Raw genomic sequence first — 13,006 nt, forward strand, 5'->3', positions numbered from 1 at the left:
CAAGGTTATAGTTATGTCTATTTTAATATAAAATAAAACTGAAAGATTTATTTAATTCCTCCAGTTAAATTATAGAGCCGTTAATCCTTTTCCACCTGTTCCTTTTAATTTAGTGGAGCAGGATGTGTTCTTTGAAAATTTGATACACATTCATCAGATACTTTCCTGTTAGATTCAGCACTTTAACAAGTACGCTTGTCGGTTTATACTTGGTTATAAAATTAGGTAGCACCTAATTTGCGATTACATCTAACAGTATTAAAGATACTCCTGCATAGCCACAGACTCAAGCAATGGGTGCAGCCCGGAGAGATCCTCGGGGAGGTGAAATTCCTGTGATATTGATTTAGCAAGTCAATAGTTTGATGAAATCCCGTACTGAGGGTATTAAGACAAATATCAGTTAAAACTAAAAAAATAAAAGAAATAAATATTATGAAAGTCAAGGTATTTATATGTACTTTGGCTTTTTTACATATTAAGGAGGAAATTTTAATGAAAAGAAAAAATTATAAAGTAAAAGTTAAATTGATATTTGAAACAACTATGGATCATTCACAAACAAGTATGCAAAAGGCACAAGAAGATGTTAATCGTGTTTTAACAGATTATTTAAAAGATAAGAAGTTAAATATATTAAATCTATTTAATGATAGACCACCACACATTATATATAAAGTTGAAAAGAAAGATGATTAAATCTGATATAAAAAAAGGAGATATTTATTATGCGACACTAAATCCTGCTATTGGAAGTGAGCAAAAAGGAGAAAGACCAGTGGTGGTTCTTCAAAATGATTGTGGCAATAAATATAGTCCGACTGTTATAGTTGCTCCATTAACAAAGATAATAAAAAAAGAAAAATTACCAACACATATTTTAATTCATAACAATGATTTTTTAAGGTATAATTCTTTAATTTTATTAGAGCAGGTTAGAGTAATTGATAAAATAAGAATATTTGCCTATTTAGGTAAACTAACAGAGCCTCAAATACAAAAGATAGATAAGGCTTTAATAAATGTTTTTGAAATAGATATTAGAAGAATAGAAAGAGAGGGAAAAGATGTTAAAAAATTTTAATAAAAGAAAAAAATATATTGTAAGTATTAGTAGTAATAAAAAAATGGAATATGTAGAAGTAAGTGCAAAAAACAAAAAAGAGGCAAAAAATATGGTTATAGATGTTTTAATGAAATGTGACTTATTTCCTTTTGTATCAAAAGATAACTTTCAACTATTGTGTAAGAAGATATGAGTTTATAAACTCATATGTAGGAATAGAAAAATTCCATATTAAAGGAGAGGAAGATTAAAAATGAACAATAAAGAAATTGAAAAATTGGCAGAAAAGTTAGAAAGATGTAGAAAAATATCCTTAGATGAAGTTAATCAAGATGAAGTAGATGAAATAACTGATATAAAAATTGATAAAAGAAAACAAAGTGGAGAAAGAATACTTGATTTTTTAAATAAGGTAAAAAACCCTTATATTTTTAAAGTTAATGGAAAATTAGTAAGAATAAGATTTTCTGATACAAACAAAACCGCCAATGATTGCTTGACGAATGTACTTAAAAATCTATATAGATAGTCAAGTTTACAAAATTAAAATTTCTACCTTCGTAAAAAAATAAAATTTGAATTATGATTTGTTTGTAATTTGGAAGGAGGAGGTGGAAATGTCAGGTCGTGGCAATAAAAAACTAAGTCGAAAAAACGATGAAAATAGAAGATGGCATATTGGTGTATATGGGAGAAGATCATTTGATGATGGAGAAAATAGTGAATCTTATACAATTAAAAATCAAAAAGCGTTGATTGAATCGTTTCTGGAAAATAAGGCTAACATTGAGATTGAAGATTACTATATTGATGATGGCTATACCGGTACTAATTTTGAAAGACCGGATTTTAAAAGAATGTTGCAAGATGTGGTTAATGGAAAAATAAATGGTATTATAGTAAAAGATTTATCAAGATTAGGGAGAAATCATAGAGAAGTTGGAAAATATATTGAAGAAGTATTTCCTGTTTATGACATACGCATTATTTCCGTAAATGATAATGTAGATTCTTATTTAGATCCAGATTCAATAAGTAGTTTGATAGTACCTGTAAAAAATCTTATGAATGAGAACTATTCAAGAGATATATCTAAAAAAGTTGCAAGTGCTTATAAAGTAATGGCGAAAAACGGTGAATTTGTTGCAGGAACAACACCTTATGGATATATGTTAGACTCGGAGAATAAACATCATTTAGTAATAGATCCTGATGAAGTTGATATTGTGAAAAAGATATTTGATATGGCATTATCTGGAAGTGGACGACCAACGATTTGTAAATATCTTAATGATAGTGGGATTTTATGTAGAAAAGAAATTCAAAGAAGAAAGAAAAGAAAATTAACACTAGACCCATTTGAAATAAAGTCGAATTATCTATGGAGTACATCTACGATTGGTAGAATGCTCCATAATGAATCATATATTGGTAATTTAGTTCAATTAAAAACAACAAGAGCAACTTTTGGAAGTAAAAAAATCATTTCAAAAGATGAAGATGAATATATTCGTTCTCAAAACACTCACGAAGCAATTATATCTAAGGAAGATTTTAATAAGGTACAGAAGTTAATAAAACAAAATGATAAAAATAAAAAACATAAAGCACCAACAAATTATTCGATATTTAATGGAATACTTAAATGTTCTGATTGTGGTAGAGCAATGACTAAGCAAGAGGATTTAAGAGGGAAAACCCAAATTTCTAATTACTTTTGTATGACTTATTTACAGGTAAGTAAGTCTTGTTCGCCTCATAAAATAAAAACAAGTGATTTAGAAAATGCTGTTTTAGAATCTATTCAATTACAAGTTAAATTAGTAATAGAGTTGGAAAAAAGTTTATCTAAACTCTATTTTAAAAATAATCAGGGCTCTATTGAAAATGAATATAAGAATAAAGTGAAAATTGCAGAACTTAAAATATCGAATTTAAAAGAAGATAAAAGGAAATATTATGAAGAATGGAAATTTAATAAAATAGAAAAAAGAGAATTTATTAAATTATCCGAAGAAATTGAAAATAAAATTACTAAATTAAATGAAGATATAGAATTATATACATTTACTTATAAAGAAAATATCAAAAAAATTAGAAAGAATGATTATTGGATAGGTCATTATAAAAGAAATAGGAAGATTAAAAGACTAACGAAAGAAGTTTTAAATGAACTTATAGATGTTATTTTCGTTAGAAAAGATGGAACTTTGGATATTAAATTCAAGTATCAAGATGAATATCAAAGTTTAGTAAATTATTTAGAGGAGGAAGCAAAGGAAAATGAAAAAGTGGATATTAGGAATATATCGCAGGCGTTTGTTCGATGAAAAAATAGAAGAAGAATCAAATAGTGTTGTAAACCAAAAGAAACTTATAGATGACTACCTAGTTGACAAGGATGATATAATGATATATAAAGATTACGTTGACGATGGTTATACTGGTACAGATTTTGATAGACCCAGATATAAAAAAATGCTTAATGATATAAGAAAGAAAAAAATAAATGGTGTCATAGTAAAATATTTATCAAGATTAGGGAGAAATTATATTGAGGTAGGAAATTTTATTGACGAAATAGTACCACAGTATGGATTAAGATTTATTTCAATAAATGATAAAGTAGATTCCTATTTAGAACCTAATGTAATGGATTCATTAGAAATACCATTTAAAAATCTTATGAATGAAAGTTATTCTAAGGATTCTTCAAAAAAGATGCGTTCATCACTTAAAGCAAGTAAAAAGTCTGGAAACTTTATAGGCAAAATTGCTCCTTTCGGTTATTTGAAAGACCCAGAAGATGTTCATAAACTTATTGTTGATAAAGACGCTGCAATTATCATAAAAAAAATATTTAATCTAGTATTAAAGGGAAAAAGCAAACAGGAAATAATAGAAGATTTAACTAATAATAATATTTTAACACCAAGTATTTATTTAAAAGAAAAATATAGTATAGAGGTTGGTAAAATATCAAAGAAATGGAATACAAAAATGTTAGATGCTATATTGCAAAATCAAACATATATAGGTTCACTTGTTCAGTGCAAGAGAACTAGAATAAGTCATAAAACACATAATATTGTAAGAGTTCCAGAAGATGAATGGGTCATTTCAAAAGAAAGACATAATGCAATTATTGATGAAGAAATTTTTAATCAAGTACAGGATATTCTATATAATCGAAATGTTAGAGTTAATAAAGAGGGTAAATTTTATAAATATACTGGTTTTTTGAGATGTTCTGAATGTGGTGCAAATTTATATAGACTTACAAAAATAAAAAACAAAAAAGAAAAAGTTTTTTATTATTGCAGCACTTATATCAAAACCAAGCAATGCAATAAACATTATATACAAGAAAAGGAATTGGACGAAATTATTTTAAGTACTTTAAATCAACATATAGAATTGGTTTGTAATATAAAAGAAAAAATTGATGATACTATTTCATTATCAAGGGCAGAGTATAATGCTGAAATAAAAAAAATTAGAATAGTCGAGATAGATAAAGAATTAGAAAAATATAAATCATTATTAAATGAGCTATTAAAAGATTATAAATGTGATTTTGTTTCAGAGGAAGATTATGATGATTTTAAACAAAAATATCTATATGAAATAAATAAACTAAATATAGAAAAAGAAAATCTGAAAATCAATAAAATAAACTCTTATGATTTTGAATGGTTAAATAAATTTAAAAAAACAGGAATGATAGAATCAGTTGATAGAAACACCGTAGATAGTTTTATTAAGAATATATTTGTTGATAATGAAAAAGGTGTAGATATAATTTTTAGATATAGTGATCAATATAAATTGGCAGAAAGGTATCTGAAAAAACAAAATAATGTGATATAATATATAAGAAAAACGCTTGATTTTATTATAAAAAATTTTAGTGCGAAAGGAGTAGATTTATATGAACAATTTAGAAAACCAAGGGGGGGTTAATAAAAGTGGTATCAACTGGTTTCCTGGCCATATGGCAAAGGCACGAAGAGAAATAAGTGAACGTATGAAGGTTATTGACATTGTGATTGAATTGGTTGATTCAAGGGCTCCTTACTCATCAAAAAATCCAATGTTAAATGATATTATTAATCAAAAACCAAGATTGATTGTTTTAACTAAGAAGGATATGTCTGATGATGAAAAAACGAAACAATGGGTTCATTACTACGAATCTATTGGTTATCAGGCTATGAGCGTAAATTTAAAGAACTTTAATGAATACCAAAAGATTATTGAGAAATGTCGCAAGGTTTTGAAACCTAAAATGGATAAAGAAAAAGCTAGAGGCATCAAACCAAGAGCAATCCGTGCTATGGTTTTAGGAATACCTAATGTTGGTAAATCTACTTTTATTAATAAATTGGCTAATCGTAAGGCGACTGTAACAGGGAATAAACCTGGAGTGACAAAGGCACAACAGATTATACGAGTTGCTAAAGATTTTGAATTGTTTGATACACCAGGTGTATTATGGCCTAAGTTTGAGGATGAACATATTGCTAGAAATATTGCTCTTTTAGGCTCTATTAAACAAGATATTCTTCCTTTAGATGATTTGTTTGTATATGTCATGACATATTTGACAAAATATTATCCTGATCTATTAAAAGAGAGGTATGGTCTAGAAATTGATTTAGATGATTCGGATTGGTTACTAAAAGCATTTGATCATATTGCTCAAAAACGCAAGATCAAGTTATTGCGTGGAGAAACAGATTATGATCGTGTTATTCAACTGGTTTTTAGTGAAATTTATGATGGCAGTATTGGGAAGGTCACATGGGAGGACTATACATGTGTGAAAGATTAAGGTATGAAAAAGCTGCTTATGCATTAGGAAAATCTTACATTATTGGTTTAGATGAAGCTGGTCGAGGACCAATGGCTGGTCCGTTGGTTGTTGCAGGTGTTATTTTTGAAAAAGGATATTATCATGAAGCTATTAATGATTCTAAGCAATTGTCTGAAAAAAAGAGAGAATCTTTATATGACTTAATTATCCGTGATGCATTGGCTTATCAGATAGAAATTATTGATGTTGAAGATGTTGATCGCTTGAACGTTTATCAGGCTAGTAAAAAAGGTATGATAGATGCCATTCATCATATCGCTATTCAACCTGATTTTGCTTTGTCTGATGCAATGCCATTAGGTGATGAAATTGCCCATAATGCAATTATTAAGGGTGATAGTCTTTCTATGAGTATTGGTGCTGCCAGTATATTGGCAAAAGTGACAAGGGATAGAATTATGAAAAAATATGATTTGCAATATCCTGAATATGGTTTTGCTCAACATAAGGGATATCCTACAAAACAACATAAGGAATTACTAAAAATGTATGGCGTGACGCCAATACATCGTCGTTCTTTTCAACCTGTTATTGATATATTGAATGAACAATTAGCACTTGAACTTGAGGTTTAAGTGTTTTCTCTTGCTTGAAAGTCATCTTTTTTAAAAAAATAAAACTTTTTTAAAATAAAAAAAGAAAAATGGCATAAAAAAGATGAATATAGAAGTAGGAGGGTTATTATGGAAGAATTAGTATTGTATTTTTCGTTAAAGTATGAAGGTGATTTTCAAAGCATATATAATGCTTTGATGCGTAAAGAACAGGTGGATGAAAAATTGCGATGTGAATTGAAGAAAAAGTTGAAATCTCAATATACAACACTCTTTAGTCATGACTATCCTGAACAATTAAAGTTAATTAATTGTCCACCATTTGTCTTGTATTATTATGGAGATTTATCCTTAGTGAAAGAAAAATGTATTGGTGTTGTTGGAATGCGTGAAGTGGATGATTATGGTAAACGTGCTACTCAGGATTTTGTTAAACAGTTGATTGAACAGGATTATATTATTGTTAGTGGTATGGCACGGGGTGTGGATACAATTGCACATCAAAGTACTATCAATAAGAATGGTAAAACGATTGCTGTTTTGGGGACAGGAATAGAGTATTGCTATCCAAGAGAAAATCGGATACTCTATGATGAATTAAAGTTGCATCATTTGATAATGAGTGAATATCCTTTTATGACAGCACCAAAACGTAAGCTGTTCCCATTTCGTAATCGAATTATATCAGGACTATCAAACAGTCTTTTGGTAACACAAGCACGTCAAAAAAGTGGAACTATGATTACTGCTGGCTATGCTTTGGAACAAGGTAAAGAAGTTTATTGTATACCAGGCCGTTATGATGATTATAATGGTTGTAATGAATTGATTAAACAAGGGGCAAAAATGGTTACAAATGTTCTTGATATCATTGAAGATGAAGATTTGGGTTGACAAAATGGAAAAAAAAACTAATAATAGAAAAAACGTAGGAGGTAAGCTATGGGTAAGAATTTAGTGATTGTGGAATCACCATCAAAATCAAAAACAATTGAAAAATATCTAGGTTCTGATTATGTGGTGACTTCATCAAAGGGGCATATTAGAGACTTAGCAACAACTGGTAAAGGTGGCTTAGGTATAGATATAGAAGATAACTTTAAACCAAATTATGTTATTAATAAAGATAAGAAAGATGTCGTAAAAGATTTAAAGAAATGTGTGAAAGAAGCGGATTATGTTTATCTGGCAACCGATCCTGACCGTGAGGGAGAGGCTATTTCTTGGCATTTAGCAGATGAATTAGGATTAGATACAAACTTAACAAATCGTGTTGTTTTCAACGAGGTGACTCATGATGCAGTTGTTGCTGCTTTAAATAATCCTCGTCAGATTGATCAAAATCTTGTAAAATCTCAGGAGACAAGACGTGTTTTAGATAGAATTATTGGATTTAAGTTATCTAAGTTATTACAAAAGAAGATCAAATCAAAATCAGCTGGACGTGTTCAATCAGTGGCTTTACGTTTGATTTGCGAAAGAGAAAAAGAGATTGAAGATTTTATTCCAGAGGAATATTGGAGAGTCAAAGCAAGCTTTGAGAAAGATGATATTGCTTTTGAAGCCGAACTTGCTAAGTATCAAAATAAAAAGATTGAATTAAAAAATGCTGAAGATACTCAGCGTGTATTTGAATCTTTAGATAAGCAATTCATTGTTTCAGATGTTAAGAAAACACAGAAGAAGCGTAGTTCAAAGCCACCGTTTATTACATCTACACTTCAACAGGAAGCATCTTCTAAGTTGAATTTTAAAGCCAAACGTACAATGATGATTGCTCAAAAATTATATGAGGGAATTGATATTGGAGAAGAGACAGTAGGTTTGATTACGTACATGAGAACTGACTCTATTCGTTTGTCGGATGCTTTTATTGGAGAAGCGAAACCATATATTGAAGAGAAATACGGAAAAGATTACGTTGGTAGTGTAAAGGTTTCTAAAAAAACTGAGAATGTTCAAGATGCTCATGAGGGAATTCGTCCAACCAGTGTTATGCGTACACCTGAGAGTCTTAAGGAGTATTTAAAGCCAGAAGAATATAAATTATATGCACTTATTTATGCGCGTGCAGTTGCTTCGTTAATGGCTCCAGCAAAATTGAATTCAACAACTTTGTCATTAGATAATAATGGATATGAGTTTAAGGCTAGTGGATCAGTTATTCAGTTTGATGGGTATTTAAGAGTGTATGGAGCATATGAGAAACAAAGTGATGAAATATTACCAGTAGTGACAGTTGAAGAAAAATTACTGAGTAAAGATATTCAAAAGTCACAACACTTTACAAAACCGCCAGCTCGTTACACTGAAGCAAAATTGATTAAAGAATTAGAGGAATTAGGGATTGGTCGTCCAAGTACTTATGCAAGTATTATTGATACTATTGTAACGAGACGATATGTGGATACTGTTGATAAAGCGTTTAAACCAACTGATTCGGGACTTCTTACGAATGAAAAGCTGGTTCAATTCTTTGAAAGTATTATTAATGTTGAGTATACTGCTCAAATGGAAAAAGAACTGGATGAAATTGCAGAAGGTGAAGATGACTATGTGCATGCTTTAACGACTTTTGAAGATAAGTTTGAACCTTTGTTAGAAAATGCTTATGAAAATATGGAACAAATTCAACCTGAAAAAACTGGTGAAACATGTCCTGAATGTGGAGGAGATCTGGTCATTAGAAAAGGAAAGTATGGAGATTTTGTAGCGTGTTCTAATTATCCGACTTGTAAGTATGTGAAAAAGGAACCAGAAGATATTCAATATACTGGTGAAGATTGTCCAAAATGTGGAAGTAAGATGATTTATAAGAAGGGGCGTTTTGGGCAGTTTGAAGCATGTTCTAATTATCCTGAATGTAAATACATTAAAAATGAGAAAAAGAAAGCAGAACCACAAGTGACAGATGAAGTTTGTCCAAATTGTGGAAGTCCAGTTGTCATTAAGAGAGGACGTTTTGGCGAATTCAAGGCATGTTCTGCTTATCCTAAATGCAAAACAATCATTAAGTAAAAAGTCCCACAAGGGACTTTTTCATTGGAAAGAGGGCTAATGAAATGGAAAAAGTAAATGTCATAGGAGCTGGTTTGGCTGGAGTTGAAGCAGTGCATCAATTGATTAAACAGGGTATTCCTGTACGTTTGTATGAAATGCGTCCAGTCAAAATGACTGACGCACATGAGAGTGAGTATTTTGCTGAACTTGTTTGCTCAAACTCATTACGTGCTGATGGGTTAGGGAATGCTGTTGGTGTTTTAAAAGAAGAAATGCGGATGAATGAAAGCATCATTATGAAATTTGCAGAAGAACATAGAGTTCCTGCAGGAGGGTCTTTAGCAGTTGATCGTATTGGTTTTTCAAAGGCTGTTACAGAATACATATCAACACATCCACTGGTTGAAGTGATTCATGAAGAAGTTCACAGTATTCCTTTGGGACCGACTATTATTGCATCGGGACCATTAACAAGTGAACCTTTATCAAGAAGTATTCAAGATTTATTGAATGAGGATTATTTTTATTTTTATGATGCTGCTGCACCGATTGTGACAAAAGAAAGTATTAATTTTGAGATTGCCTATTATAAATCAAGATATGATAAGGGTGATGCTGAGTATATTAATTGTCCAATGACAGAAGAACAATTTGATCTTTTTTATGATGCATTGATGAATGCGGAGGTTGTGAAACCAAAAGATTATGAAGAAAAGTTTTTTGAAGGTTGTATGCCTTTTGAAGAAATGGCAAGACGTGGAAAACAGACATTGCTTTTTGGTCCAATGAAGCCGGTCGGATTAGAAAAAGATGGTGGGAAAAGATCACATGCTGTTGTACAGTTGAGACAAGACAATGCTGTTGGAACGCTTTATAATATAGTGGGGTTTCAAACCCACTTAAAATGGCCAGAGCAAGATCGAATTATTCATATGATTCCAGGATTGGAAAATGCGAAAATTGTTCGTTATGGAGTTATGCATAGAAATTGTTTTATTTGTTCACCACGTTATTTAAAGCCGACCTATCAATTTATTGAGCGAGAAGATTTATTTTTTGCTGGACAAATGACTGGCGTTGAAGGTTATGTGGAATCTGCCCAAAGCGGTATGGTAGCTGGTATGAATATGGTTCGCTACTTACATAATCAGGAGTTATTAGTGTTCCCAAGGGAAACGGTTATGGGCTCTCTTGCTTATTATATTACACATGGTGATGAAACGAATTTTCAGCCCATGAAAGCTAATTTTGGTATATTGCCTGATTTGGCAATACGTGTTAAGAAGAAAGAACGTAAAGATGCCTATGCAACACGTGCTATTAAGAAAATGAAGGAATTCTTAAAAGATGAATCAATTTGATAAATACGTTCAGGAATATCTGGATGTTCTTAAATACCAAAAGAATTATTCATCATTAACAATTGATGGATATAAAAGAGAAATTGAACATTTTATTGTTTATCTCAATAAAGAAAATATTTGTGATTTTAAAGATGTTAGATATCCTTTCTTAAGAGGGTATCTGGCACAGCTGCATAGTGAAAACCTATCTCCAAAGACAATCAATCATAAGATGAGTAGTTTAAGAGGACTCTATCGTTATTTACAAACTCAGGGATATATCGATGACAATCCATTTCTTTTAATTGATTCATTGAAACAACCACTCAGAAATCCTGATTTTTTATATATTGATGAGATGATGGATTTATTAGACAGTATAGATACTCAGACTTTACTTGGTAGACGCAACAAGGCATTGCTGGAACTTATGTATGCATCTGGATTGCGTTGTTCTGAAGTTGTTGAATTAACATTGTCACAGATTGATTTTGAAAGACAGCTGTTATTGATTCATGGAAAAGGGAACAAAGACCGTTATGTACCATTTCATGATTATGCTGCTGATTGGTTAAAAACTTATATTGAAGAGGACCGTCCTGAATTGATGGCGGTGAAACATCTAGAACATCAATTTGTTTTTGTTAATAAGAATGGTGCGAAAATGACAAATCGAGGAATCGAGGATATTGTTAATCGTGTAACACAAAGGTATGATGCTACAAAAAAAGTTCATCCACATACATTCAGACATTCTTTTGCAACTCATCTGCTTGAACAAGGAGTGGATATTCGAGTTGTGCAGGAATTATTGGGACATTCTAATTTGTCAACAACCCAGATTTATACACATGTCACAAATCAGCATTTAAAAGAAGTTTATGATCATGCTCATCCAAGGAATAAATAAATCCTGAATTTGCTTAGATTAAAGGTGTCTTCAGATGGTTACAAGAGTCAATATGTAAGAAGTGAACTAAAAGTTGAAATCTTGCATAAATGGCAAACAATACAAAATATTTAGAAAAATGTTGACGAATAGAACGGAAAATGCTAATATACTAATGTTGTAGACCTCTAGCTACAACCGCACATAAAAGGTGTTAAAGCAAAGCTGCCTTGGTTGGCGAGTCTGAGATCATTTATAAAGAAGGAGGTACATCATGTACGCAATTATTGAAACTGGTGGAAAACAATTAAAAGTTGAAGTTGGAGATACTATTTTTGTAGAAAAATTAGATGTTGCTGAAGGAGAACAAGTTGTATTAGATAAAGTTTTATTCATTGGTGATAAGACTGCTAAAATCGGTAATCCTTATATTAAAGGTGCGACTGTTACAGCTAAAGTTGAAAAACAAGGTAAAGAAAAGAAAGTTGTTATTTTCAAATATAATCCTAAAAAACATTATCATAAGAAACAAGGGCATAGACAACCTTATACAAAATTAGTTATTGAAGATATTAAAAAAACTGCTAGAAAAGCTGCTGCTAAGAAAACTGAAGAAGCTACTGCAGAGTAATGATACAGGTCGTTATCAAAGAAAAAAATCAACAAATCTTAGATATTGAGGTTTCTGGTCATGCCAATAGTGCAGAACATGGAAAAGATTTGGTTTGTGCAGGAGTAAGTACGGCTTGTGTTGGAATTGCAAATGCATTAGTTAAGAATCATTTCCTTAAAGATCAATTAGGAAATCTTGATATTCAAAAAGGTTATGTTCATATTGAGGTTCTGAAAAGTCAAAAAGATATACAAGTGGTACTAGAGACATTTGTGACAATCCTTGAGACAATAGAGGAATCTTATGCAAAATACATGAAAATCACGAAGATGGAGGTATAAACCATGATGTTCAAATTAGATTTACAGTTATTCGCTTCTAAAAAAGGTGTTGGGTCAACTAAGAATGGTCGTGACTCTCACTCAAAAAGATTAGGGGCTAAATTATCTGATGGACAATTCTGTACAGCAGGTTCAATCATTTACAGACAAAGAGGAACGAAAATTCATCCAGGTGTAAATGTTGGTAAAGGTGGAGATGACACATTATTTGCTAAAGTAGATGGTGTTGTTAAATTCGAAAGAGACGGAAGAACAAGAACTAAAGTTTCAGTTTATCCAGCTGCTTAATGGGGAACCCCTTGTAATGGGGTTCTTTTTTTGAAT

Annotated in this window: 15 protein-coding genes and 1 other annotated feature; all 15 genes read left to right on the forward strand. The window is 30.9% G+C overall.

Annotated elements, in window-relative coordinates:
* Positions 1-495 precede the first annotated feature (495 nt).
* The 15 genes from AC5M21_RS08375 (at position 496) to rpmA (ending at position 12,970) form a co-directional block, all read left to right on the forward strand.
* Positions 496-699, forward strand: a complete 204-nt coding sequence (locus tag AC5M21_RS08375) for a hypothetical protein (RefSeq protein WP_008789967.1) — start codon at positions 496-498, stop codon at positions 697-699.
* On the forward strand, positions 692-1,084 hold the full coding sequence (locus AC5M21_RS08380) for a type II toxin-antitoxin system PemK/MazF family toxin (protein ID WP_008789966.1): 393 nt from the start codon (positions 692-694) through the stop codon (positions 1,082-1,084). Before AC5M21_RS08375 ends, AC5M21_RS08380 begins: the two co-directional genes overlap by 8 nt.
* Complete coding sequence (locus AC5M21_RS08385) at positions 1,068-1,259, forward strand: hypothetical protein (RefSeq protein ID WP_008789965.1); 192 nt, start codon at positions 1,068-1,070, stop codon at positions 1,257-1,259. The genes AC5M21_RS08380 and AC5M21_RS08385 overlap by 17 nt, the downstream gene beginning before the upstream one ends.
* A gap of 60 nt (positions 1,260-1,319) precedes the next feature.
* On the forward strand, positions 1,320-1,595 hold the full coding sequence (locus AC5M21_RS08390) for a DUF6870 family protein (RefSeq protein ID WP_008789964.1): 276 nt from the start codon (positions 1,320-1,322) through the stop codon (positions 1,593-1,595).
* 88 nt (positions 1,596-1,683) lie between these two features.
* Complete coding sequence (locus AC5M21_RS08395; RefSeq protein WP_008789963.1) at positions 1,684-3,396, forward strand: recombinase family protein; 1,713 nt, start codon at positions 1,684-1,686, stop codon at positions 3,394-3,396.
* The gene (locus AC5M21_RS08400; protein ID WP_008789962.1) at positions 3,350-4,936 is read left to right on the forward strand and encodes a recombinase family protein; all 1,587 of its coding nucleotides are present in this window, start codon (positions 3,350-3,352) and stop codon (positions 4,934-4,936) included. Before AC5M21_RS08395 ends, AC5M21_RS08400 begins: the two co-directional genes overlap by 47 nt.
* Positions 4,937-4,997: 61 nt before the next feature.
* Complete coding sequence (ylqF, locus tag AC5M21_RS08405; protein WP_008789961.1) at positions 4,998-5,900, forward strand: ribosome biogenesis GTPase YlqF; 903 nt, start codon at positions 4,998-5,000, stop codon at positions 5,898-5,900.
* Positions 5,885-6,517, forward strand: coding sequence for a ribonuclease HII (rnhB, locus tag AC5M21_RS08410; RefSeq protein WP_008789960.1), 633 nt, complete (start codon positions 5,885-5,887; stop codon positions 6,515-6,517). Before ylqF ends, rnhB begins: the two co-directional genes overlap by 16 nt.
* Positions 6,518-6,625: 108 nt before the next feature.
* Positions 6,626-7,390, forward strand: coding sequence for a DNA-processing protein DprA (dprA, locus tag AC5M21_RS08415; RefSeq protein ID WP_008789959.1), 765 nt, complete (start codon positions 6,626-6,628; stop codon positions 7,388-7,390).
* Positions 7,391-7,438: 48 nt separating this feature from the next.
* Positions 7,439-9,514, forward strand: coding sequence for a type I DNA topoisomerase (gene topA, locus AC5M21_RS08420; RefSeq protein ID WP_008789958.1), 2,076 nt, complete (start codon positions 7,439-7,441; stop codon positions 9,512-9,514).
* A 44-nt stretch (positions 9,515-9,558) separates the two neighbouring features.
* Positions 9,559-10,857, forward strand: coding sequence for a methylenetetrahydrofolate--tRNA-(uracil(54)-C(5))-methyltransferase (FADH(2)-oxidizing) TrmFO (gene trmFO, locus AC5M21_RS08425; protein WP_008789957.1), 1,299 nt, complete (start codon positions 9,559-9,561; stop codon positions 10,855-10,857).
* Positions 10,844-11,749 (forward strand): site-specific tyrosine recombinase/integron integrase, encoded by a 906-nt coding sequence (gene xerA / locus AC5M21_RS08430; protein WP_008789956.1) that lies wholly within the window; start codon positions 10,844-10,846, stop codon positions 11,747-11,749. The genes trmFO and xerA overlap by 14 nt, the downstream gene beginning before the upstream one ends.
* 165 nt (positions 11,750-11,914) lie before the next feature.
* Positions 11,915-11,983 (forward strand) — a sequence feature (ribosomal protein L21 leader region).
* 19 nt (positions 11,984-12,002) lie between these two features.
* A complete protein-coding gene (rplU, locus tag AC5M21_RS08435; protein WP_008789955.1) occupies positions 12,003-12,359 on the forward strand; it encodes a 50S ribosomal protein L21 in 357 nt (118 codons plus the stop codon).
* Positions 12,359-12,682, forward strand: coding sequence for a ribosomal-processing cysteine protease Prp (locus tag AC5M21_RS08440; RefSeq protein ID WP_008789954.1), 324 nt, complete (start codon positions 12,359-12,361; stop codon positions 12,680-12,682). Before rplU ends, AC5M21_RS08440 begins: the two co-directional genes overlap by 1 nt.
* A 3-nt stretch (positions 12,683-12,685) precedes the next feature.
* A complete protein-coding gene (rpmA, locus tag AC5M21_RS08445) occupies positions 12,686-12,970 on the forward strand; it encodes a 50S ribosomal protein L27 (RefSeq protein ID WP_008789953.1) in 285 nt (94 codons plus the stop codon).
* Positions 12,971-13,006 lie beyond the last annotated feature (36 nt).

This window comes from Coprobacillus sp. (assembly GCF_984815275.1).

Excerpts from the sequence above, each read along its gene's own strand:
- AC5M21_RS08375 (WP_008789967.1), top strand. The coding sequence starts at position 496 with ATGAAAAGAAAAAATTATAAAGTAAAAGTTAAATTGATATTTGAAACA.
- AC5M21_RS08380 (WP_008789966.1), top strand. The coding sequence starts at position 692 with ATGATTAAATCTGATATAAAAAAAGGAGATATTTATTATGCGACACTA.
- AC5M21_RS08385 (WP_008789965.1), top strand. The coding sequence starts at position 1,068 with ATGTTAAAAAATTTTAATAAAAGAAAAAAATATATTGTAAGTATTAGT.
- AC5M21_RS08390 (WP_008789964.1), top strand. The coding sequence starts at position 1,320 with ATGAACAATAAAGAAATTGAAAAATTGGCAGAAAAGTTAGAAAGATGT.
- AC5M21_RS08395 (WP_008789963.1), top strand. The coding sequence starts at position 1,684 with ATGTCAGGTCGTGGCAATAAAAAACTAAGTCGAAAAAACGATGAAAAT.
- AC5M21_RS08400 (WP_008789962.1), top strand. The coding sequence starts at position 3,350 with ATGAAAAAGTGGATATTAGGAATATATCGCAGGCGTTTGTTCGATGAA.
- ylqF (WP_008789961.1), top strand. The coding sequence starts at position 4,998 with ATGAACAATTTAGAAAACCAAGGGGGGGTTAATAAAAGTGGTATCAAC.
- rnhB (WP_008789960.1), top strand. The coding sequence starts at position 5,885 with ATGTGTGAAAGATTAAGGTATGAAAAAGCTGCTTATGCATTAGGAAAA.
- dprA (WP_008789959.1), top strand. The coding sequence starts at position 6,626 with ATGGAAGAATTAGTATTGTATTTTTCGTTAAAGTATGAAGGTGATTTT.
- topA (WP_008789958.1), top strand. The coding sequence starts at position 7,439 with ATGGGTAAGAATTTAGTGATTGTGGAATCACCATCAAAATCAAAAACA.
- trmFO (WP_008789957.1), top strand. The coding sequence starts at position 9,559 with ATGGAAAAAGTAAATGTCATAGGAGCTGGTTTGGCTGGAGTTGAAGCA.
- xerA (WP_008789956.1), top strand. The coding sequence starts at position 10,844 with ATGAATCAATTTGATAAATACGTTCAGGAATATCTGGATGTTCTTAAA.
- rplU (WP_008789955.1), top strand. The coding sequence starts at position 12,003 with ATGTACGCAATTATTGAAACTGGTGGAAAACAATTAAAAGTTGAAGTT.
- AC5M21_RS08440 (WP_008789954.1), top strand. The coding sequence starts at position 12,359 with ATGATACAGGTCGTTATCAAAGAAAAAAATCAACAAATCTTAGATATT.
- rpmA (WP_008789953.1), top strand. The coding sequence starts at position 12,686 with ATGATGTTCAAATTAGATTTACAGTTATTCGCTTCTAAAAAAGGTGTT.